Here is a 20,643-nt window from a genome sequence, read left to right as displayed (position 1 = left end):
CGTCAGTCCTCGAGGTCGAAATCGAGGATTGCCATCGAGAAATTATAGGAGAGTTCGCCGTCCTCCTCGTCGCGGAAGATGACGCCGACGAATTCCTCGCCGATGTAGACCTCCGCCGAATCGGATTTCTGCGGCCGCTTTCTGACACTGATCGAGGCCAGCTCGAACTTGGCGCGCAGGAATTTCGTGAGCTTGGCAATCTCTTCGGGTTTCAAGGCCGGACCTCTCCGCTGGCTGGAGGCGTCCGTCTAGCCCTTATCCTCAGGTGCTGCAACCGGCTCCACATTGTGGTCCATGGCGCGGGCGGGCTCGGTGCAACCGGCATAGCCCACGACCTTGGCGGGAACGCCCGCGACCGTGGTGTTGGGTGGCACGTCATGCAGCACGACCGAACAGGCGGCAACGCGCGAGCAATGGCCGATCTCGATGTTGCCGAGGATCTTGGCCCCTGCCCCCACGAGCACGCCACGGCGGATCTTGGGGTGGCGGTCGCCCGCCTCCTTGCCGGTGCCTCCGAGTGTCACCCCCTGCATGATCGAGACATTGTCCTCGATCACCGAGGTTTCGCCGATGACGATGTCATGGCCGTGGTCGACCATGATGCCCTTGCCGATGCGGGCCGCCGGGTGAATGTCGATCGAGGAGATCATGGAGAGGCGGCTCTGCAGGTAATAGGCGAAGTCCTTGCGGCCCATGTGCCAGAGGCGATGCGCCATGCGCTGCGTCTGGATCGCCTGGTAGCCCTTGAAATAGAGCAACGGGTCTATGTAGCGGTGGCAGGCGGGGTCGCGGTCGAAGGTGGCGATGATGTCAGCGCGGGCCGCATGGCCGATCTCGGGCTCGGCCTCAATGGCATCGTTGAAGGCATGGACGATCAGGTCCGCCCCAATGTCGGCATTGCCAAGGCGCTGGGCCAGGCGGTGGGTGAGCGCCCCCTCGAAACTGTCATGGTTGAGGACCAATGAGAAGATGAAGCCACCGAGCGCCGGCTCATGCCGGGCGATCGCTTCGGCCTCCTCACGGATGCGGCTCCAGACGGGATCGACTTTCTCGACAGACTGAGTCCTGGCGGATTGACGCATTCTTCACTCCCGGGTTCCGGTTGGCACTATACCGCAACGATCTCCATATGGATATCCTATGCCAGCATTGTGAAGGGCTATTCGGTAGTCTACAAAGTTGACCAATGATCAAAATGCAATCACCTTCCGCCTTCCTCGACGCCTTCGTCGAAGGCGCGACCGGCTGGCTGGTGTTGAACCGGCCCGAACGCCGAAACGCCCTGAATGCCGAGATGTGGGCCGCCATCCCGCCTCTCGTCGCCGCCCTCAATGCCCATCCGGAGGTGCGCGTGATCATCATCCGCGGCAATGGCCAGGAAGCCTTTGCCGCAGGGGCTGACATCTCTGAATTCGCCGCCGCGCGCAGTGATTCGGCTGCTGCCGCCCGCTATGAGAGATTGAATGGCAATGCCCTGGATGCAATCCGGAGTAGTGCGAGACCGGTGATCGCCATGGTGCAGGGTTTCTGCATCGGCGGCGGCCTTGCCCTGGCGCTGGCTGCCGACCTGAGGGTCGCCGATGGGTCCGCCCAGTTCTCCCTGCCGCCCGCGCGGCTGGGGCTGGCCTACCCGCTGGACGGGTTGAGCGACCTCGTCGCCGCCGTCGGGCCCGCAACCGCCAAGGAATTGATCTTCACCGCGCGGCGGGTGATGGCGGATGAGGCGCTGACACTCGGTCTGATCGGCCGGCTCGCAACCAATATCGAATCCGAGGTCGCAGCACTTGCCGCCGCCATTGCCGATGGCGCCCCCTTCACCATCACCCATGCCAAGAAGGCGATCGACTTCCTGATCCGGAGGCCAGGCCATGAAGATGACGCGGAGGTTGCCTGGCTCGCCGCCCGCTGCTTCGACAGCGAGGACTATGCCGAGGGGCGCACGGCCTTCATGGAAAAGCGCAAGCCCGTCTTCCGCGGCGCGTGAGCCTCAGGCGAGGAACGCCAGGACCGCGTCTTTGTAGCCGCGGTCACCCACGGCATTCATGTGGTTGCGGCCGGGCAGCGTGATGCCGCGCGCCCCCGGGATGGCGTCCACCAGCGGATCAACCTCGCCCGCGACATCGTCGTTGCCGCCAGCAACCACGAGAACCGGAACCCGGATCTGCGCGAGTTCCTCCACCGTGATCTTCTCCCGCGAGGAGCGGATACAGGCAGCGAGCGCGGCAAGGTCGCTCTTCGTCTGCTCGGCGAAGATGCGGAAGGAGCGGGCGGCAGGATCGGTGACACCGTCGCGCGAGGGTGCCTCGAGGGCGAGCGCAATGGCCTGCGCCCCGCCGACACCGGTGATCATGCGCTGGGCGAGGCCGGCGAAGATAGCGCGGCGCACCCGCTGCGGGTGGTTGATGGCGAGGAAGGCCGCGACGCGCGCGCCCATGGAATAGCCCATGACATCAGCCGCCGGGATGCCGAGGTGGTCAAGCAGGCGGCGGGCGTCCTCGGCCATTTCGGCGGCCGGGTAGAGGGCAGAGTCGTAGAGCTTCTCGCTCTGGCCGTGTCCGCGGTGGTCGAAGGTGACGGCCATGCGGCCCGAATCCACGAGCAACTTTACCCAGCCCGTGTCCCACCAGTTGACGCGGCCCGTGGAGGCGAAGCCGTGGATGAGGAGGATGGGCGGCCCCTCGCCCGCCGTCTGATAGGCGATGGTGACGCCGCCGGAATTGAATGTAGGCATGGCCCCGGAACATATGCTAATCGGCCTGCGAGACAAGCATTTCGAGGATGACATGGCAACGGGCGCGACACCCCATTTCCAGAACGAGATGGGCCTTCCGGCGATTGAGGTGGGGGCGAAGGAGTTCATGTGCATCGGCGCGCTGCCGCCTTTCGATCACCCGCACATCTTCATCGACATGGGCACGGAAACCGGGACGGTGTGCCCCTACTGCTCGACGCTTTACAAGTTCAACCCGCGCCTCGGGCCGGGAGAATCAATCCCCGCCCGTGCGGCATGGACCGGGAAGGCTGCCTGACCGGCTGACCATCGCAGAGGCCCGCCGCGTGGCTCTGGCCGCGCAGGGCTTCACCCATGGGGACCGCACGGGACAGGTGAGTTGGGCCCGGATGGCCCCGATGATCCGCAAGCTCAACCTGCTGCAGATCGACAGCGTCAACGTCCTCGTCCGCTCGCATTACCTGCCGCTCTTCTCGCGCCTGGGTGCTTACCCTCACGCAACGCTCGACGAGCGGAGCTTCAGCACCCGCAAGCGCGCGCTGTTCGAATGCTGGGCGCATGAGGCAAGCCTGCTGCCGCTCGACCTCCACCCGCTGATGCGCTGGCGCATGGCCAGGGCGCGGGCTGGCGATGGCACCTATGTGCAGATGAACCGCTTCGGCCGCGAGGAGCGGCGCTACCTCCGCGAGGTTCTCGATTTCGTGACCCGCAACGGCCCCTCCGTTGCGGCGCAGGTGCCCGGCGGCGGCAAGGCGGAGGGCGGCTGGTGGGGCTGGTCAAGAGGCAAGCTGGCGCTGGAGACGCTGTTCGACCAGGGGCTTCTTACCACCGCGGCGCGCTCCGGTTTCGAGCGGCTTTATGATATTCCGGAGCGGGTGATTCCGCAGGAGATCCTCGCACTTCCGGCACCGTCCGAGGCCGATGCGATCCGCAAGCTGATGGACCTCTCGGGCGCGGCGCTGGGCGTGGCCACCGGGACCGATCTGCGGGACTATTTCCGCCTGCCCGTGGCAGAGGCCAGAACCGCGCTCGCCGAACTCGTCGAGGACGGCAGGCTGACCCCTGTCAGTGTTGAAGGCTGGCAGCAGCAGGCCTATCTGCACGCCGATGCCATACGGGCGCGCAAGGCGGGCGGAACGGCCCTCCTCTCGCCCTTCGACCCCATGGTGTGGGAGCGGTCGCGGGCCGAGCGATTGTTCAGCTTTCACTACAGGATCGAGATCTATACCCCTGCAGAAAAACGGAAATTTGGATACTACGTGTTGCCGTTCCTGCACCGGGACAGGATCGTGGGCCGGGTCTGCCTGAAGGCTGACCGCAAGGCCGGGGTGCTGCGCGCCAACGCCACCCACCATGAAGCCCATGCCGACCCCGCGGAGACCGCCGCGGCGCTTGCGCAAGAGCTGCGGCTGATGGCGCGCTGGCTCGCGCTTCCCGGGGTCGAGGCCGGGCCGCGCGGTAATCTGGCAGGCGCGCTGAAGGCGGCGCTGTGATCAGATCACGCCTTCGGCTGTCAATTCTTCCGTCGCCTTGAGAATGGCGCCCCGCAGCGTGTCCACCACGAAGTCGACCTCGGCCATGGTCATGATGAGCGGAGGCGAGAGCACGTCGAGATGGCCCAGCGGGCGGACCAGCAGGCCCTTCGCCTCGCACTCGTTGGAGATGCGCTTCGAGATGTTGCAGCTGTCGGGCAGCTTCTCGCGCGTTGCCTTGTCCTTCACATATTCGACGCACATCATCAGGCGGCGGCCGCGCACATCGCCCACGAGCGGCAGGCTGCGCAGTTCGGCCAGGCGCTTCTCGAGATAGTCGCCCACCCGGGCGGCATTGCCGCAAAGATCCTCACGCTCGATGATCTCGATGTTCTTCAATGCCACGGCGCAGGCCACGGGGTGGCCCGAATAGGTATAGCCATGGGTGAACCAGGCATCCGCGTCGGGCGCTGAAATCGAGGCGTGGATGGCGTCCGAATAGATGACGGCGGAGAGCGGGATATAGCCCGACGTCAGCCCCTTGGCGCAGATGATCATGTCGGGGATGATGCCGAATTCATCCTGCGAGGCGAACATGTGGCCGAGCCGGCCAAAGGCCGTGACGATTTCGTCCGCGATGAACAGGATGCCGTGCCTCGTGCAAAGCTCGCTGATGCGCGTCAGGTAGCCCGGCGGCGGAATGCAGACGCCGCCTGAAGCCTGGGCCGGCTCGGCGATGAAGCAGGCGATGTTGCCCGCACCCAGCTCCTCGATCTTGGCGGCGAATTCATCAACGAGGAAATCGCTGAAGGCCTCGAGGCTCATGCCCTCCGGCCGGCGGTAGGGATAGGGGGCGGAGAGATGGTGCACGAGATCGGGGATGTAGCGGAACTGCTCCGACTGGTCGCCGTCGCGCAGGCCCACCGTCATGCCGAGGTAGGTGGAGCCGTGATAGGAATTCTTGCGCGAGATCACATAGCGCCGGTTCTTCTCGCCGCGCCGCGCCTGGCAGTAATGGGCAAGGCGGATGGCGGTATCAACCGCGCAGGAGCCCGAGGTGGCATAGGTCACGTGGTTGAGATCGCCCGGCGCCAGTGCGGCGAGCTTCGCCGCCAGCCGGGCCGCGGGCGCATTGGTCACGTCCACGAAGGTTGTGGTGTAGCAGAGCTGCAGCGCCTGCTCCGCCATCGCCTCGGCGATTTCCTTCCGGCCATAGCCCGCATTGACGCACCACATGCCGCCGATGCCGTCGAAGTAACGCTTGCCGTGGGCATCCGTCACATAGCAGCCCTCACCCTCCACCAGCACGAGGGACCCGTCCTTCCGGAAGCTGTCGAAATGCGTGAAGGGATGCAGGAAATGGTCGTGGTCCTGCTGCCAGAGTTCCTGGGCATCGAAACGGTTATGGGCGCGGTGGAGCACGGGTGACCTCCTGCATCTTCATATTGAATGAAGATTCAATATCACAAAACAGCCAATTTGGCTATGCCCCGCCACGATCATGTTTCGCCAGATGGCGTTCCGGCTTTGCCGGATCTGCCCTTAAGGAAAGCACGCTAAACCAGCAGGTCGCGGCGGGCGGTGATGTGGGACTCGACCGCCTTGACCACGCGGGCGCAATCCGCGTCCGTCACCATCAGGGAAAGCGCCATGAAGCCCCGTTCGGCGATGTAGATGCCCTGCTCCAGCAGATCGAGGAAGAGGAGCTGGCGGAGGCGCTTGTCGGTCTTCTCGAGGTCATGGGGCGAAGCGATGCCGCCGGCCATGGGATGGATGGCGAGCATCGAGCCCTGGCCCGTGGCCTTCATGCGGACCTGGTAGCGCATGAAGAGGTCGTTGAGCGCCTCGCGCAGCTTATCGCCCCTGGCATTGAGCGCGATGCAGGCATCGGGCGTGTAGATTTCCGTCATGGCGGCGTTGCCGACTGTCATGGTCAGCGTGTTGTTGTTGAAGGTGCCGGCATGGGGCAGCGCATCTGGCCGGGTGGGATCGAACAGCGACATGATCTCCCGCCTGCCGCCGAAGGCGCCGAAGCTCATGCCGCCGCCCACATATTTGCCGAGCGTCTTCAGGTCTGGCTCGATGCCGAGGCTTGCGGAGAGCCCGCCGGGGTGAAGGCGCGAGGTCATCACCTCGTCGAAGATCAGCACGATGCCGTGTGCGGCTGTCTCAGCGCGCAGCATGGCGAGGAAGGCGGAGCTCGCCGGGATGCAGCCGCCGCCACCGAGCATGGGCTCGAGGATCACCGCGGCGAGCCCTGCGGCGTTGTCCGCGATGAGCCGCCTGGTGGTGTCGATATCGTTATATTCGCCCAGCACGCAGTCAAAGGGTGCATTCACCGGCGAGGCGCCGTGGCTGAAATACAGCGTGCCGCCGTGATAGCCGCCCTGCATGGGCATGATCTTCTGGCGCCCGGTGAAGCAGCGCGCAGCGGACAGCGCCATCATGTTGGCCTCGGTGCCGGAGTTGGTGAAGCGCACCAGATCGAGGTTGAAGCGCCGCGTCACCACCTCGGCGAGGCTCACCTCGCCCGCGTGATGGCCGCCGAAGTTGAGGCCCATCTCCAGCGCGGCTTGCGCCGCCGCGAGAATGCGCGGATGCGAGTGGCCGTAGAGTCCGGCCGAATACTCGCCGAGCAGGTCGAGGTAGCTGTAGCCGTCGACATCGGTCAGGCTGGCGCCCTCGCCCTTGGCCACGCGGATCGGGAAAGGTGCGGTGAAGAGCACGGTGCGGGTGTTGCCGCCGGGCATGACGGAGGACGCGCGCTCATGCAGGGCACGGCTCGCCGGGCGCTTGGCGGCGAAAGAGTCCATGGCGTCGTTCAGGATGGCGTCAAGCGGTTGCACGGGGAAAGTCTCCTAACTGACAAATCGTATCACGGCGTAGGCGAGCAGCAGATAGGTCAGCTGATGCATCAGCTGGTCGGCCATCAGCGCCCACCAGAAGACGGGCTTGTCCTGCGTCCAGCCGCGGTGCTGCACGATCAATTGCTTGATGAAGTCGATGTGATAGTGGATCACCGTATCGGCCAACGCCAGCAGCAGGGCGGGCAGCGCGGCAAGGCCAAAGATGAGCAGCGCCACGAGGCTTCCCGCGCCATGGATGCCGGCATGGTAGAAGCCGCCGGCCTTGCCGTAGACGCCCTTCTCCCGCACCATGCGGACCGTCTGCAGCGGGCCGTCTGCCAGCGCGTGCTTGACCTGGAACAGGACGAGAAGCAGGAGAATGCCCTCTGGCGAGGCGGTCTCCATTACCCGATCATGCCGTTGCCTTGTCGCGGATCGGCGGTGCGAAGGTCAGGTGCATGTCCCAGGGGAGGTAGATCCATGTGTCCTGGCTCACCTCGGTGATGAAGGTGTCGACCAGCGGCCGGCCCGCCGGCTTGGCATAGACGGTGGCGAAATGCGCCTTGGGCAACATCTCACGCACGACACGCGCCGTGGCGCCGGTATCCACCAGGTCGTCGACGATGAGCACGCCAGCACCTCCCTCGCCACCGGCGACAGCCTCGCCGATGCCCTTCAGGACCTGGATCTCGCCCTGCTTGTCATACTCGTAGGAGGCAACACAGACGGTTTCGACCACCCTTATGCCGAGCTCGCGGGCGACGATGGCCGCCGGAACCAGCCCGCCTCGCGTGACGGCCACCACAGCACTGAACGGGCCCGCCGCGGAGAGCCGCCAGGCCAGCGCGCGCGCATCCCGGTGAAACTGGTCCCAGGACACAGGAAAACTCTTCTGCCACTTCTCGTCCATGACGCTTTCTCTCCGCAATCGGGACGTTATGCCCCCTGCATCGCCGCCGTGCAATCACTCACGCCCAGCCGCGGGCCTTTCCCTGCTCCGTCATCTCCTGCGCCATGCGGCAGACCGCAGCGTAGGCCTGCCCGAGGGCCTCCACGTCACGCGAGCGGAGCACCAGGTTGGTGGCAAAGCCATCCGGCGCCTGAAATGGATAGGAGCCGATGACGACGGACGGGAAGGCCTTCTGGATCTCGCCCAGGGGCTTTGCCGCATCCCCCTCCCCGCCGCGGAACTCCACCTGGCGTGACTGCATGGGCACGCCGCGGGTGAGCCGCTTGGCCACATCGTCCATCATGGCGTTCATGATCTTGGGCACGCCCGCCATGACGAACACATTGCCGATCTGGAAGCCCGGCGCCTTCGACACCGGATTGTCGATCAGGCTCGCGCCTTCCGGAACGCGGGCCATGCGCATGCGGGCCTCGTTGGGCTCGCGCCCCATCTCCCGGAAATAGGCGAGAAGGATCTCCACGGCCTTCGGATCATGGCTGGTCGGCACGCCGAAGGCACGGGCCACGGCATCAGCCGTGATGTCGTCATGGGTGGGCCCGATCCCGCCCGTCGTGAAGACATAGGTGTAGCGGTGGCGAAGCGCGTTCACCGCATTCACGATCTCCTCCTCCTGGTCGGAAACGACGCGCGCCTCCTTGAGGTCGATACCGATTGCCGTTAGGTAATCGGCGAGGAAGCCAAGATTCTTGTCCTTGGTTCGGCCAGAGAGGATTTCATCGCCGATCAGGAGGACGGCGGCGGTCGGTTGCGGTTCTGTCATGTGTCGGAGCCCGGTTCGGGCGGCAGTTGCCAGCCCCGGGGGCCGCCTGTCAATCGCAGGTTTTTGCCTTGCGGCACGGGGTCCCAGCCACTATTTGCGGCAGCGGGCGGGCCTCAAAGCCGTTGAGGCTTTATCCCGATCCTGTAGACTTGCACCGAACAACAGACACGGAATCCGGACGATGCGGCTTCCGGATAAAGGCACCCATGACCTACGCCTCCGCCGACGAGACTGACTCTCCCCGATCGAGCCGCATCAAGCTGCATGGGCCTGAGGATTTCGAGGGCATGCGCAAGGCAGGCCGGCTGACCGCCGAGGCCCTGGACCTGCTGGTGCCGCTGGTGAAGCCGGGTGTGACGACGGACGAGCTCGACCAGGTCATCGTCGAATTCGCGCGCAGCCATGGCGCGGTGCCAGCACCCTATAATTACCGGGGCTATCCGAAGTCGATCTGCACCTCCATCAACCATGTGGTCTGCCACGGCATTCCGAATGAGAAGCCGCTGCGCGAGGGCGACATCGTCAACATCGACGTGACCCTGATCGTCGATGGCTGGCATGGCGATTCGAGCCGCATGTACAATGTGGGCGAGGTGAACCGGAAGGCGGAGCGCCTCGTCGAGGTGACCTATGAATGCCTGATGCGCGGGATTGAGGTTGTGAAACCCGGCGCTCACCTCGGCGACATCGGCTTCGCCATCCAGAGCCATGCCGAGGGCGAGCGCTGCTCCGTGGTGCGCGACTTCTGCGGCCATGGACTGGGGCAGGTGTTCCATGACCAGCCCAACGTGCTGCATTACGGGCGCAAGGGCGAGGGCGTGGAGCTGAAGCCCGGCATGTTCTTCACCATCGAGCCGATGATCAATCTCGGGCGCCCGCATGTGAAGATCCTCGGCGACGGCTGGACCGCGGTGACGCGTGACCGGTCGCTGTCCGCCCAGTTCGAGCATACGGTGGGCGTGACCGAGACGGGCGTCGAGATCTTCACCCTGTCGCCCAAGGGCCTGCACCACCCGCCCTACCAGGCGTGAACCGATGGCCGGGTTCGAGGATGCAGGCAACAAGCCGCTGCCGCACTTCCTCGGCCATCGCGAGCGGCTGAAGGAGCGGTTCCGCGAAGCAGGCCCGGATGCCATACCGGACTACGAACTGCTCGAGATGGTGCTGTTCCGCGCCATCAAGCGGGGCGACACGAAGCCTCTGGCCAAGCAGCTCCTCGCCCGCTTCGGCACCTTCGCGGAGGTGCTGAGCGCTGAGCCTGAGCGCCTCATGGAGGTCAAGGGCGTGGGCGAGGCGGTGGCGACCGAAATCAAGATCGTGCATGCGGCCTCGATGCGGCTGCTCAAGGGACAGGTGTTGAAGCGTCCGGTGCTTAACACCTGGAACGCCATCCTCGACTATGTGCGTGCCGCCATGGCCTTCAGCGACACCGAGCAGTTCCGCATCCTGTTCCTCGACAAGAAGAACCAGCTGATCGCGGATGAAGTGCAGCAGGAGGGAACGGTGGACCACACGCCGGTCTATACCCGCGAGGTGGTGAAACGGGCGCTGGAGCTTGCCGCTTCGGCGATCGTTCTGGTGCACAATCACCCCTCGGGCGATCCAACGCCCTCGCTCGCCGATATCGAGATGACGAAGAAGATCGTCGATGCCGGCCAGCGGCTGGGCATCACGGTGCATGACCACGTCATCGTGGGCCGCCAGGGCCATGTCAGCTTCAGGTCGAATGGGTTGATTTGAGGGAGGACTCTCCCCCTCGCCCCCTTCGGGGGAGAGGGAGGGGTGAGGGGGTGCGTCAGCACGTACCGGCGATTAAAGACACGCTCAGCCTCGTCAGCATACAGCGGTCGCATGGATGACTCGCGGACACACCCCCTCACCCTGCCCTCTCCCCCGGAGGGGGAGAGGAATACTGTGGGGTTCTAGGACTTCCTCATCTTCGCCAGCGCCTCCGGCGTATCCGCATCGCGCAGCACAGCGTCATCCGGCATGTCAATCTCAACGATTTCATCCGTGAGCTGGTCGAGCAGCATGCGGGCGCCCTTGTCGCCGCTCATGGCTTTCAGCGCCTCGAAATGCTGGCGGCCCCAGAGCACGGGGTTGCCACGCTCGCCCCGGAACACGGGCACGCAGATGGAGCGGTGCTCCGCTGGGCTATAGGCGGCGATCAGCCTCCTCACCACCTCTGCCGAGACAAGCGGCATGTCGCCCAGCGCGATCACCGCCGCGTCGGTATCGGGTGAGAGCGCGTCCACACCGGCGCGGAGCGATGTCGAAAGCCCTGCCGCGAAATCTGCATTGTGCACGAAGCGCACAGCAAGGCCTTCGAGTGCTGCCTCGATCGAACCTGCATCACGGCCCGTGACCACGACGGTCACATCCGCCGCCTGCCGGACGGCGGAGACGCTGCGGCGGATCATCGGCTGGCCACCCATGTCTGCCAGAAGCTTGTTTGCCCCGAAGCGGGAGGACTGCCCGGCCGCCAGCACGACGGCCGCCACGCGCGGCGCGCGCTGCGGCTTGGGTTTTCCCTCACGCGGGGCGGGCCGCGTGGGGATTTCCGCCAGCAGCCCCCCTGCCCCCATGTCCATGATGTCCCCGGCGCTGACCTTCAAATCCGCCATGACGCGCGCGAGCACCCAGTCGAAGCCGTTGAGCTTGGGCGAGCGCGCGCAGGAGGGAACGCCGATCACCGGCACGTCGCCAATCGCGCCGAACATCATGAGGTTGCCCGGATCAACGGGCATGCCGAGGTGAATGACCTCTCCGCCCGCAGCGGCAACAGCCATGGGGATAATGTCGCCCCGGTCGACGATGGCGGACGCACCGAAAACCAGGATGGGATCACACGCCTCCGCACGGAGGGCCTTGATGGCGGCCGTCACCCCGGCAATCTCATGCGCCACAACGCGCACGGCGGAGAGCGTGCCGCCAAGTGCCGTGATCCGCTCACGCATCGAATCTTCCGACTTGGCGATGATCGACGGCTTGGTCTGCGGCAGCCGCGTGATGACGAGGCCAGCGCGCTTGTTGCGGAAAGCCGCCACGCGGATGAGCGGCTCGCTGCCGATGATGGTGAGGGCCTTCTCCAGCACAAGACGCGGCACGGCGAAGGGGATGACCTTCACGGTCGCCACCATCTCACGCTCCTCCACGATGGCGAAGGGCTGAACGGTGGCGAGCGTCAGGCTCTCATGCAGGCGGTTGAGCGCGCGAACGCGCTCCGTGTCGACGACGGCCAGGCCATGGGTGGTGGCATGGAGATTGGCGCGGCCGGTGAAGGGTGCTTGCGCCACCGTGCCGCCAGCCCCCACGATGCATGCCACTGCGGCGGCAGCCTCATCCTCCGGCACATCATCAGCGGAGAGCTTGGCGGCAAAAACCGTGGCGGCGCCGGAGGCCTTGAGCAGCGCGATGTCATCCGCGGTGAGGGTGCGGCCCTTCTTGAACATGCCGCCCGCATGCTTCACCGAATGCGCGAGGATCGCGCCTTCGGCCTGAGCCAGCGGCAGTTCACCGAAGACCATGTCAGGCACCCAGCCGCAGCGCGCGCGTCATCTCTGCCATGATCGAGACGGCGATCTCTGGCGCGCCCTTGGCGCCAATGTTGAGGCCGATGGGCCCGTGGATACGGGCGAGCTGTTCATCCGGGAACCCCGCATCCTTCAGGCGCTGGGCGCGCGAGCCTTGAGTCTTCTTGGAACCCAGCGCGCCGATGTAGAACGCTTCGGACCTGAGCGCGAGATCGAGAGACGGATCATCGATCTTGGGATCATGGGTGAGGGCGATCAGCGCGGTGCGCGGGTCGAGGCCGATCCTCGGGATCACCTCGTCTGGCCATTCGGCATGGAGCTGGATGCCGGGGAAGCGCGCACCCGTGGCGAAGGCGCCGCGCGGGTCGATCACGGTCACGTCATAGCCCAGTTGTTGCGCGATCGGGATGACGCTTTGCGCGATGTGCACCGCGCCGATGATGACCAATCGCAGCGGCGGATTGTGGATGTTGATGAACTGGCCCTCGTGGCTGCCCGACTGGTCGAAGCGGAAGGCCTCGTCGAGCTTTTCCGCCAGCGGGTCATTCGCGGCGTCGCCACGCGGCACGATGCGTTGCGCGCCGCTTGCGAGGTCGGTGATGAGCGCCACTGCCTGCCGGTTGGCACGCGCGGCCAGCAGCTGTTCGAGGCTCTCGCGCTTCACTGGATGGGCTCCACATAGACGCCGATGCGGCCGCCGCAGGCGAGGCCAACTCTCCACGCCGTCTCATCCGCCACGCCGAACTGCAGGAGCTTGGGCGTGCCGGACGCGATGATATCGATGGCTTCTGTCACGACCGCGCCCTCGACGCAGCCGCCCGAGACGGAACCGATGAAGTTCCCCTCCTCGTCAATGACGAGCTGGCTGCCGATGGGCTGCGGGGCCGAGCCCCAGGTCTCGACCACCGTGGCAATGGCCACCTTGCGGCCGGATTTCAGCCAGTCGGCAGCCTGTTGGAGAATGGTGTGATCGGATGCGGCCATGGTGTTTGTCCTTTCCTAGTTATCCCCTTCTCCCGTCGCGACGCGATGGGAGAAGGGGGCCGGCAGGCCGGATGAGGGCTCTGTCAACCGGCAGGACCCGCGGAGAGAGGCCCTCATCCGCCCTTCGGGCACCTTCTCCCATTGCTGCGCAACGGGAGAAGGGAAACCTGCCAACGAGTCCCTTCTCCCGTCCGAAGGATGGGAGAAGGTGGCCGGCAGGCCGGATGAGGGCTCTGTCAACAGGCAACACCCGCGGAGAGAGGCCCTCATCCGCCCTTCGGGCACCTTCTCCCATTGCTGCGCAACCGGAGAAGGGAAAAAAATGCGTGGGCATCAGTGCAGCCCCCGCTTCATCCACTTGCGCGGATCATGCTCCGCACCTGGGGCACCGGCAAGTGCAGTGGCCAGATCGCGGAGGCTGTCGAGTGAATGCACGGGGCGGAACTCGTCGACATGGGGCATCATCGCCTTGATGCCGCCGGCCAGGGCCTCGAAGCCCTCGTAACGGAGAAGCGGGTTGAGCCAGGTGATGCGCTTGGTCTGGCGGCGCAGGCGCTGCATCTCATGTTCGAGCGTGTCGATGCCTTCGCGGTCGAGGCCGTCCGTCATGATCAGCACATGGGCACCCTGCGTGAGGACGCGCCTCGCCCATTTGTAATTGAACTCCTTCAGCGACGTTCCGATGCGCGTGCCGCCGGACCAGTCCTGGACGGCGCCCGAAACCTTGGCCATCGCCTCGTCGATGTCGCGGCGCTTCAACTCCCGCGTGACGTTGGTGAGCCTCGTGCCGAACAGAAAAACGCTCACGCGGTCCCGGTCATTGGTGAGCGCGTGGAGGAAGTGCAGGAACATGCGCGAATAGTTGGAACATGAACCGGAGATGTCACACAGCACAACGAGCGGCGGCTCGTGCCATTGCTTCTCGCGGCGTTCGAGATCGATGAAATGGCCGCCAGCGCGCATCGAGCCCTTGATGGTGCGGCGCATGTCAATCGCCGGGCCCGGACCCGAGCGCTGCCAGCGCCTGGTCATGATCTCGGTCCGGTGCATGCGGAGGCGGGCGATGGCATGGCGGGCCTGGGCCTGTTCGGCCACCGTCATCTGCTCGAAATCCTTGCGGCGGAGCACCTCGTCGGCAGACGCCGTGAAGGTGGCGTCGACCTCCAGATCCTCCTTCTTCTCGCGGCTCTGGCTCTGGGATTCGTGCTTGTCGAACATCGCCTCCGCAAGGCGGCGGAAGCCCGCCTTCTTCGCCTGTTCGGGTGCACTGCGGGATATCTGGTGGAAGAACAGCTGCATCAGCTGCTCCAGCATCTTGGGCTTCTTCCAGAAGACGTGAAAGGCCTGGTCGAAGACCTCGCGCTGGTCGCGGCGCTTCACGAAGACGGCGTGGAGCGTCCAGTAGAAATCATCTCGCGTGCGGAGCGAGCCGGACATGGCGGCATCGAGCGCGTCGATGACGGCGCCGGGGCCCACCGGAATTCCCGCCTCGCGCAGCACGCGGGCGAAATGCATGACGTTCTCCGCCAGCCTGCCCGCGAGCGGGCGCTGGTTCTGGTTGGCGGGGCTGGAGAACGGGTTCTGCACCATGCTTATGTATGCGACATGGTGCGGATTTCATCCTTGATCTGGTCGAGGATGCGCTTGGCCTCCGTGCCCTGCATGCGGCTGATGTCGTCCTGATACTTCAAGAGCACGCCCAGCGTGTCGTTCACCATCTGCGGGTCGAGCGACATGGCATCGAGCTCATGAAGTGCGGTCACCCAGTCCAGCGTTTCGGCCACACCGGGGGCCTTGTAGAGATCGCCGCCGCGCAGCGACTGGACGAAGAGCACGACTTCCTTGGCCAGCGCGTCGGACGCCTTGGGGCGGCGCGCCTTGACGATCTCGAGCTCGCGCTTGGCATCGGGGTAGCCCACCCAGTGGTAGAGGCAGCGGCGCTTCAGCGCGTCATGCACCTCGCGGGTGCGGTTGGAGGTGATGATGACGATGGGCGGCTCCTCGGCCTTGATGGTGCCGAGTTCGGGGATGGTGATCTGGAAGTCCGAGAGTACTTCCAGCAGGAAGGCCTCGAAGGCCTCGTCCGTGCGGTCCAACTCGTCGATGAGCAGCACCGGGGCCTGGCCCTTCGGCGCTTCGAGCGCCTGCAGCAGCGCGCGCTTGATGAGGAACTTTTCGGCGAAGATGTCCTGCCCCAGCCGCTGCCGGTCGAGTTCGCCCGAGGCTTCCGCGAGGCGGATCTCGATCATCTGGGCGGAATAGTTCCACTCATAGACGGCGGAGTTGATGTCCAGGCCCTCGTAGCACTGGAGGCGGATCAGCTTGCGGCCCAGCGTCTCCGCCAGCACCTTGGCGATCTCTGTCTTGCCCACACCGGCTTCCCCCTCGAGGAACAGAGGGCGGCCCATGCGCAGCGCCAGGAAGGCGACGGTGGCGAGGTCACGGCCCGCGATATAGCCGGTGGAGCGGAGAAGCTTCACCGTTTCGTCGATGGTGGCCGGTATGGTCTTGGTCATTCGTCACTCCTCGGTTTTCCCGTCATCCCCGCGAAAGCCGGGATGACGGACAGGAGGGGTGGCCCCCCAAAAAACAAAGGCCCGCGATTGAACTCGCGGGCCCCTACTCGCAAGTCGTCGATCTTACGTCGCCTTCTCCACGGCCCGCTTCGCCATGACCGTGATCAAATGCGCACGGTATTCGGCGGAAGCGTGGAGATCGCTGTTGAGGTCCTTCGACGGCACCGAGATGCCGTTCAGGGCCGCAGCGGAGAAGTCCTTCGACAGGGCTGCTTCCATGGCGGGAACCCGGAACACGCCGGCCCCCGCACCCGTCACCGCCACGCGGGCAGCGCCGTCAGAGCCTTGCGCCGCGAAGACGCCGACCATGGCATAGAGCGAGGCCGGGTTCGGGAACTTGGCGTAGCCGGACTTCTTCGGGATCGGGAACTCGATGGCCGTCACCACCTCGCCATCCTCGAGCGCTGTCGAGAACATGCCGGTGAAGAAGTCATCGGCGGCGATCTTGCGGGACGACGTGTGGATGGTGGCGCCCAGGCCCATGCAAGCGGAAGGGTAGTCCGCCGCCGGGTCATTGTTGGCGACGGAGCCGCCAATCGTGCCCCTGTGGCGCACGTGGGGGTCACCGATGCCGCTGGCGAGCGCTGCGAGGCCGGGAATGGCCTTCTTGAGCTCGGCACTGCCCGCCACGTCCGCGTGGGTGGTGCCAGCCTTGATCACCACGGTGGCGCCCACCGTGATGCCGCTGTTCTTGAGGCCGCCCAAGTCGACGATATCGGAGGGCGACGCGAGGCCCTGCTTCATCGTCGGGATCAGCGTCATGCCGCCCGAGAGGTATTTGCCGTCAGACGCCGACTTCATGGCGTTCACGGCATCCGCAACCGAGGCGGGGCGATGGTAGTTGAAGTTTTCCATATCTTGGGTCCTCCCGCCTTATTCGGCAGCCTTCTTCATGGGCTGCAATGTCTTCCACACGGTGTGCGGCGTTGCCGGCATGGCGACGTCCTTCACACCCAGCGCATCCGTCACCGCGTTCATCACGGCGGCGGGAGAGGCGATGGCGCCGGCCTCGCCGCAGCCCTTCATGCCGAGCGGGTTGCTCGGGCACGGGGTGCAGGTGAAGCCCAGCTTGAAGGACGGCACGTTGGCCGCGCGCGGCATCTGGTAGTCCATGTAGGAACCGGTCAGAAGCTGGCCCGACTCCTTATCATAGACGCAGCCTTCGGCCAGCGCCTGACCGATGCCCTGCACGATGCCGCCATGGACCTGGCCTTCGACGATCATCGGGTTGATGATGTTGCCGAAGTCATCCACCGCCGTGTAGCTCACGACCTCGGTGATGCCGGTGTCAGGATCGATCTCCACTTCGCAGATGTGCACGCCCGCCGGGAACACGAAGTTCGACGGATCGTGGAAGGCCGATTCCTTGAGGCCCGGCTCGATCTCCGCGGAGTTGAACTTGTGGGCCACATAGGCCGACAGCGCCACCTCACCGAAGGCCATCTTCTTGTCGGTGCCCTTGACCGAGAAGGTGCCGTTCTTGAACTCGATGTCGTCCACCGAGGCTTCCATCACCGCGGCGGCAACGCGCTTCGCCTTGGCCTCGATCTTGTCGAGGGCCTTGGAGATGGCGGTCATGCCGACAGCGCCGGAGCGCGAGCCGTAGGTGCCCATGCCGAACTGCACCTTGTCGGTGTCGCCATGGACGATGGCCACGTTGTTGATGTCAACGCCGAGGCGGTCGGACACGAGCTGCGCGAAGGTCGTCTCATGGCCCTGGCCGTGGCTGTGGGAACCCGTAAGAACCTCCACCGTGCCAACAGGGTTGACGCGCACTTCAGCCGATTCCCAGAGGCCCACACCGGCACCGAGCGAGCCGATGGCCGCCGAGGGGGCGATGCCGCAGGCTTCGATGTAAGCCGAGTAGCCCAAGCCACGCAGCTTGCCGTGTCTGGCCGCATCCGCCTTGCGGGCCGCGAAGCCCTTGGCGTCCGCGATGTCCAGCGCCTTGTCGAGGGCCGCCGAATAGTCGCCCGCGTCATAGCACATGATGACGGGCGTCTGGTGCGGGAAGGCGGTGACGAAGTTCTTCCGGCGGAACTCCGCCGGATCCATCTTCAGTTCACGCGCCGCGGTCTCGACGATACGCTCCACCACATAGGTTGCTTCCGGACGGCCCGCACCACGATAGGCGTCAACCGGTGCGGTGTTGGTGTAGATCGCATCCACCTCGGCATAGATCGCCGGGATGTTGTACTGGCCCGAGAGCAGCGTGGCATAGAGATAGGTCGGCACGCAGGACGAGAAGGTGGAGAGATAGGCACCCATCGCCGCCTTGGTGTGGACCTTGAAGCCGATCATCTTGCCATCGGCATCGGTCGCCAGCTCGGCATGGGTGACGTGGTCACGGCCATGCGCGTCGGCAAGGAAGCTTTCGGTGCGTTCCGCCGTCCACTTGATGGGGCGGCCGCCGATGCGCTTCGAGGCCCAGACGCAGACCACTTCCTCGGCATAGATGAAGATCTTGGAGCCGAAGCCGCCGCCCACGTCGGGCGCGATGACACGAAGCTTGTGCTCCGGCGCCAGGCCGTGGAAGGCCGAGATCACGAGACGCGCCACATGCGGGTTCTGGCTCGTGGTGTAGAGCGTGTAGTGATCCATGCCTGTGTCGTAGTAGCCAATGGCCGCACGCGGCTCCATGGCATTGGGGATCAGGCGGTTGTTGACGAGGTCGATCTTGGTGACGTGCGCGGCGCGCTTGAAGGCGGCATCGGTCGCGGCTTCATCGCCGATCGACCAGTTGAACACCCGGTTGTCGGAAGCGACCTCGTGCACCTGGGCCTTGTGGCCCATGGCATCAGCCACGTCGACGACATGCGGCAGCACGTCATAGGAGACTTCAACCGCGGCGGCAGCCGCCTTGGCGAGGTCCTTGGTTTCGGCCACGACCACGGCGACGTGGTCACCCACATAGCGCACCTTGCCCTGGGCGAGAATCGGGTGCGGACCCGCCTTCATGGGCGAGCCGTCCTTGGAATGGATCATCCAGCCGCAGATCAGGCCGCCGATCTTGTCCTCGGCGACGTCGTCACCGGTGAAAACGCCGACAACGCCCGGCATCTTCTTGGCCTTGGAGGTGTCGATCGTCTTGATGGCCGCATGGGCATGGGGGCTGCGCACGAAATAGGCGTAGGTCTGCTTCGGCAGGTTGATGTCGTCGGTGTAGTTGCCCTTACCAGTGATGAAGCGCTGGTCTTCCTTGCGCTTCACGCGGGCGCCGATTCCGGTTCCGTTATCCATGTATCGCTCTCCCCAAAATCACATATTGGCCGCGCCGGCCTTAACGGCGGCGACGATGTTCTGATAGCCCGTGCAACGGCAGATGTTGCCTTCGAGCTCGTGGCGGATCGTGTCCTCATCGAGGTTCTTGCCCAGGCGGTTCACGATATCGACCGAAGCCATGATCATGCCCGGCGTGCAGAAACCGCACTGAAGCCCGTGATGCTCGCGGAAGGCCTCCTGCATCGGGTGCAGCTTGCCGTTGGCGGCGAGACCTTCGATGGTCGTCACCTCCGCCCCGTCATGGGCGATGGCGAGCGCGGTGCAGGCCTTGACCGCCTTGCCGTCCACGTGGACGACGCAGGCGCCGCACTGGCTGGTATCGCAGCCGACGTGCGTGCCGGTCAGGCCGAGCTTGTCGCGGATGAACTCGACCAGCAGGGTGCGGCCTTCGACATCGCCACACACGGACTGGCCGTTCACTTTCATCGAAATTGCAGGCATAGGGTCCTCCCAATTTGGCTTCCCGCTGACGGAACCGCTGCCACCGGCAGGTGACCGGCGCTGATCCGGGCGGAAAATTCTCTGATTGCCGGGGCGCATACTCAACCGCGATTCCGTCATCGTCAAGGGTGACCCTGCGTCGCGGGGGCAGAAATTTCCGTTACAACTCAGTTTGTTGCAGCGCACACAGCAAACCGGCGGCCCAACCGCGGCGTATCTCTCTGGTCATCAGCACAGAAGGAGGTGGCAATGCGCTTTATCATCGGTGTTCTCGCTGCCCTCATGCTGTGGAGCGCGTCCGCGCAGGCGGAGACGCTGTCGGACGGAGACAAGGCCGCGTTCAGGGATGTGATCACCGGCCAGATCGAGGCCTTCCGGGCGGAGAACGGCTCGCGCGCCTACAGCTATGCAGCACCCATGATCCGCCAGATCTTCCCCGACCCGGACCTGTTCATGAACATGGTGCGCCAGGGCTACCAGCCGGTGTACCGGCCACAATCCTTCAAGTTCGGCGAGGCAGGCTTCTCGGCCTCCGGCCGGCCTGTCCAGCGCGTGACGGTGGTCGGACCGGACGGCCTCACCTATGAGGCCATCTACACCATGGAGCGCCAGCCGGACGGAAGCTGGCTGATCAACGGCTGCGCCATCGTGCGCGCGCCGGACCTCGGTGTCTGAAGCATGATCCGCAAGAGTGGAAACCACTTTTGCGCCAAGATCGCGCTCAAACCATTGATCTTGCGTGCGTTCTTTTCAATCAACCAGGTGATTCCATCTGGTCGGAATGCGCGCTAAGCCCTCAGCCTTGAGGGTGGCCTGCCGTAACGGGCCCTGAAGCTGCGCGAGAACAGCGGGAGCGAGGAAAAACCGCAGGCGACCGCGATCTCCCGCATGCTCATGGTGGAATAGGTGATGAGGCGCTCGGCCTTCTCGAGCCTCAGCTTGAGGTAGAAGCCCATGGGGCGCTCGTGGAGCTTCTCTGCGAAGAGCCGCTCCATCTGGCGCACCGAAATCTGCGCGATTGCGGCCAGGGCCTGGGCGTCGAGCGGGT

At 65.0% G+C, this 20,643-nt stretch carries 23 protein-coding genes; 6 read left to right on the top strand and 17 right to left on the bottom strand.

The window, feature by feature from the left end; translation table 11 throughout:
- Positions 1-2 precede the first annotated feature (2 nt).
- Together ACILRA_RS03655 and cysE are read right to left on the bottom strand one after the other, a co-directional pair.
- Complete coding sequence (locus ACILRA_RS03655; protein ID WP_395660734.1) at positions 3-215, bottom strand: DUF3126 family protein; 213 nt, start codon at positions 213-215, stop codon at positions 3-5.
- A 33-nt stretch (positions 216-248) separates the two neighbouring features.
- Positions 249-1,082 carry a serine O-acetyltransferase gene (gene cysE, locus ACILRA_RS03650; RefSeq protein WP_395660733.1) on the bottom strand — a complete coding sequence of 278 codons (834 nt, stop codon included), beginning with the start codon at positions 1,080-1,082 and terminating at the stop codon, positions 249-251.
- A gap of 113 nt (positions 1,083-1,195) precedes the next feature.
- Here cysE and ACILRA_RS03645 point away from each other — a divergent pair, with 113 nt between their 5' ends.
- Positions 1,196-1,984: an enoyl-CoA hydratase gene (locus ACILRA_RS03645; RefSeq protein ID WP_395660732.1), complete on the top strand. Its 789-nt coding sequence runs from the start codon at positions 1,196-1,198 to the stop codon at positions 1,982-1,984.
- Positions 1,985-1,987: 3 nt separating this feature from the next.
- Here ACILRA_RS03645 and ACILRA_RS03640 read toward each other — a convergent pair whose 3' ends face one another.
- Positions 1,988-2,731 (bottom strand): alpha/beta fold hydrolase, encoded by a 744-nt coding sequence (locus ACILRA_RS03640; RefSeq protein WP_395660731.1) that lies wholly within the window; start codon positions 2,729-2,731, stop codon positions 1,988-1,990.
- Positions 2,732-2,783: 52 nt separating this feature from the next.
- Here ACILRA_RS03640 and ACILRA_RS03635 point away from each other — a divergent pair, with 52 nt between their 5' ends.
- Both ACILRA_RS03635 and ACILRA_RS03630 read left to right on the top strand, forming a co-directional pair.
- The gene (locus tag ACILRA_RS03635; RefSeq protein ID WP_395660743.1) at positions 2,784-3,029 is read left to right on the top strand and encodes a zinc-finger domain-containing protein; all 246 of its coding nucleotides are present in this window, start codon (positions 2,784-2,786) and stop codon (positions 3,027-3,029) included.
- Positions 3,022-4,224, top strand: a complete 1,203-nt coding sequence (locus ACILRA_RS03630) for a winged helix-turn-helix domain-containing protein (protein WP_395660742.1) — start codon at positions 3,022-3,024, stop codon at positions 4,222-4,224. The genes ACILRA_RS03635 and ACILRA_RS03630 overlap by 8 nt, the downstream gene beginning before the upstream one ends.
- Here ACILRA_RS03630 and ACILRA_RS03625 read toward each other — a convergent pair whose 3' ends face one another.
- The 5 genes from ACILRA_RS03625 to ACILRA_RS03605 all read right to left on the bottom strand — a co-directional run bounded on the left by ACILRA_RS03625 (position 4,225) and on the right by ACILRA_RS03605 (position 8,779).
- Positions 4,225-5,625 carry an aminotransferase gene (locus ACILRA_RS03625; protein WP_395660730.1) on the bottom strand — a complete coding sequence of 467 codons (1,401 nt, stop codon included), beginning with the start codon at positions 5,623-5,625 and terminating at the stop codon, positions 4,225-4,227.
- 134 nt (positions 5,626-5,759) lie between these two features.
- On the bottom strand, positions 5,760-7,049 hold the full coding sequence (locus tag ACILRA_RS03620) for an aspartate aminotransferase family protein (protein WP_395660729.1): 1,290 nt from the start codon (positions 7,047-7,049) through the stop codon (positions 5,760-5,762).
- 12 nt (positions 7,050-7,061) lie between these two features.
- Complete coding sequence (locus ACILRA_RS03615; protein ID WP_395660728.1) at positions 7,062-7,454, bottom strand: DUF3307 domain-containing protein; 393 nt, start codon at positions 7,452-7,454, stop codon at positions 7,062-7,064.
- A 7-nt stretch (positions 7,455-7,461) separates the two neighbouring features.
- Positions 7,462-7,959: a xanthine phosphoribosyltransferase gene (gene gpt / locus ACILRA_RS03610; RefSeq protein WP_395660727.1), complete on the bottom strand. Its 498-nt coding sequence runs from the start codon at positions 7,957-7,959 to the stop codon at positions 7,462-7,464.
- A 58-nt stretch (positions 7,960-8,017) separates the two neighbouring features.
- Complete coding sequence (locus ACILRA_RS03605; protein WP_395660726.1) at positions 8,018-8,779, bottom strand: competence/damage-inducible protein A; 762 nt, start codon at positions 8,777-8,779, stop codon at positions 8,018-8,020.
- Positions 8,780-8,985: 206 nt separating this feature from the next.
- On the opposite strand from ACILRA_RS03605, the gene map reads away from it, so the two are divergent.
- On the top strand, positions 8,986-9,810 hold the full coding sequence (gene map / locus ACILRA_RS03600; protein ID WP_395660725.1) for a type I methionyl aminopeptidase: 825 nt from the start codon (positions 8,986-8,988) through the stop codon (positions 9,808-9,810).
- A gap of 4 nt (positions 9,811-9,814) precedes the next feature.
- Entirely contained in the window at positions 9,815-10,519 is a 705-nt protein-coding gene (gene radC / locus ACILRA_RS03595; protein WP_395660724.1) for a DNA repair protein RadC, read from the top strand.
- 182 nt (positions 10,520-10,701) lie between these two features.
- Here radC and ACILRA_RS03590 read toward each other — a convergent pair whose 3' ends face one another.
- The 8 genes from ACILRA_RS03590 to ACILRA_RS03555 form a co-directional block, all read right to left on the bottom strand.
- Positions 10,702-12,306 (bottom strand): NTP transferase domain-containing protein, encoded by a 1,605-nt coding sequence (locus ACILRA_RS03590; RefSeq protein ID WP_395660723.1) that lies wholly within the window; start codon positions 12,304-12,306, stop codon positions 10,702-10,704.
- 1 nt (position 12,307) lies between these two features.
- Positions 12,308-12,976, bottom strand: coding sequence for an XdhC family protein (locus ACILRA_RS03585; RefSeq protein ID WP_395660722.1), 669 nt, complete (start codon positions 12,974-12,976; stop codon positions 12,308-12,310).
- The gene (locus ACILRA_RS03580; protein ID WP_395660721.1) at positions 12,973-13,296 is read right to left on the bottom strand and encodes an XdhC family protein; all 324 of its coding nucleotides are present in this window, start codon (positions 13,294-13,296) and stop codon (positions 12,973-12,975) included. Before ACILRA_RS03580 ends, ACILRA_RS03585 begins: the two co-directional genes overlap by 4 nt.
- A gap of 333 nt (positions 13,297-13,629) precedes the next feature.
- On the bottom strand, positions 13,630-14,886 hold the full coding sequence (locus tag ACILRA_RS03575) for a VWA domain-containing protein (RefSeq protein WP_395660720.1): 1,257 nt from the start codon (positions 14,884-14,886) through the stop codon (positions 13,630-13,632).
- 2 nt (positions 14,887-14,888) lie between these two features.
- Positions 14,889-15,812 (bottom strand): AAA family ATPase, encoded by a 924-nt coding sequence (locus ACILRA_RS03570; protein ID WP_395660719.1) that lies wholly within the window; start codon positions 15,810-15,812, stop codon positions 14,889-14,891.
- A gap of 123 nt (positions 15,813-15,935) precedes the next feature.
- Positions 15,936-16,727: an FAD binding domain-containing protein gene (locus ACILRA_RS03565; protein WP_395660718.1), complete on the bottom strand. Its 792-nt coding sequence runs from the start codon at positions 16,725-16,727 to the stop codon at positions 15,936-15,938.
- Between the two features lie 18 nt (positions 16,728-16,745).
- Positions 16,746-19,112, bottom strand: coding sequence for a xanthine dehydrogenase family protein molybdopterin-binding subunit (locus ACILRA_RS03560; protein ID WP_395660717.1), 2,367 nt, complete (start codon positions 19,110-19,112; stop codon positions 16,746-16,748).
- An 18-nt stretch (positions 19,113-19,130) separates the two neighbouring features.
- A complete protein-coding gene (locus ACILRA_RS03555) occupies positions 19,131-19,595 on the bottom strand; it encodes a (2Fe-2S)-binding protein (protein WP_395660716.1) in 465 nt (154 codons plus the stop codon).
- 249 nt (positions 19,596-19,844) lie between these two features.
- Here ACILRA_RS03555 and ACILRA_RS03550 point away from each other — a divergent pair, with 249 nt between their 5' ends.
- A complete protein-coding gene (locus ACILRA_RS03550; protein ID WP_395660715.1) occupies positions 19,845-20,270 on the top strand; it encodes a DUF4864 domain-containing protein in 426 nt (141 codons plus the stop codon).
- Between the two features lie 113 nt (positions 20,271-20,383).
- On the opposite strand, the gene ACILRA_RS03545 is transcribed toward ACILRA_RS03550, so the two are convergent.
- Positions 20,384-20,643, bottom strand: a 260-nt coding sequence (locus tag ACILRA_RS03545; protein ID WP_395660714.1) for a helix-turn-helix domain-containing protein, incomplete at its 5' end; no start/stop codon positions are given.

Origin of the sequence: Aestuariivirga sp. (assembly GCF_044239095.1) — a bacterium.
In the GTDB taxonomy this organism is placed as follows: Bacteria; Pseudomonadota; Alphaproteobacteria; order Rhizobiales; family Aestuariivirgaceae; genus Aestuariivirga.
This window is presented reverse-complemented; position numbering and strand designations above follow the sequence as displayed.

Coding starts and splice junctions, on each gene's coding strand:
- ACILRA_RS03615 (WP_395660728.1), bottom strand. CDS start 7,454: ATGGAGACCGCCTCGCCAGAGGGCATTCTCCTGCTTCTCGTCCTGTTC.
- gpt (WP_395660727.1), bottom strand. CDS start 7,959: ATGGACGAGAAGTGGCAGAAGAGTTTTCCTGTGTCCTGGGACCAGTTT.
- ACILRA_RS03555 (WP_395660716.1), bottom strand. CDS start 19,595: ATGCCTGCAATTTCGATGAAAGTGAACGGCCAGTCCGTGTGTGGCGAT.
- ACILRA_RS03560 (WP_395660717.1), bottom strand. CDS start 19,112: ATGGATAACGGAACCGGAATCGGCGCCCGCGTGAAGCGCAAGGAAGAC.
- ACILRA_RS03635 (WP_395660743.1), top strand. CDS start 2,784: ATGGCAACGGGCGCGACACCCCATTTCCAGAACGAGATGGGCCTTCCG.
- map (WP_395660725.1), top strand. CDS start 8,986: ATGACCTACGCCTCCGCCGACGAGACTGACTCTCCCCGATCGAGCCGC.
- radC (WP_395660724.1), top strand. CDS start 9,815: ATGGCCGGGTTCGAGGATGCAGGCAACAAGCCGCTGCCGCACTTCCTC.
- ACILRA_RS03550 (WP_395660715.1), top strand. CDS start 19,845: ATGCGCTTTATCATCGGTGTTCTCGCTGCCCTCATGCTGTGGAGCGCG.
- ACILRA_RS03605 (WP_395660726.1), bottom strand. CDS start 8,779: ATGACAGAACCGCAACCGACCGCCGCCGTCCTCCTGATCGGCGATGAA.
- cysE (WP_395660733.1), bottom strand. CDS start 1,082: ATGCGTCAATCCGCCAGGACTCAGTCTGTCGAGAAAGTCGATCCCGTC.
- ACILRA_RS03565 (WP_395660718.1), bottom strand. CDS start 16,727: ATGGAAAACTTCAACTACCATCGCCCCGCCTCGGTTGCGGATGCCGTG.
- ACILRA_RS03645 (WP_395660732.1), top strand. CDS start 1,196: ATGCAATCACCTTCCGCCTTCCTCGACGCCTTCGTCGAAGGCGCGACC.
- ACILRA_RS03590 (WP_395660723.1), bottom strand. CDS start 12,306: ATGGTCTTCGGTGAACTGCCGCTGGCTCAGGCCGAAGGCGCGATCCTC.
- ACILRA_RS03580 (WP_395660721.1), bottom strand. CDS start 13,296: ATGGCCGCATCCGATCACACCATTCTCCAACAGGCTGCCGACTGGCTG.
- ACILRA_RS03570 (WP_395660719.1), bottom strand. CDS start 15,812: ATGACCAAGACCATACCGGCCACCATCGACGAAACGGTGAAGCTTCTC.
- ACILRA_RS03575 (WP_395660720.1), bottom strand. CDS start 14,886: ATGGTGCAGAACCCGTTCTCCAGCCCCGCCAACCAGAACCAGCGCCCG.
- ACILRA_RS03640 (WP_395660731.1), bottom strand. CDS start 2,731: ATGCCTACATTCAATTCCGGCGGCGTCACCATCGCCTATCAGACGGCG.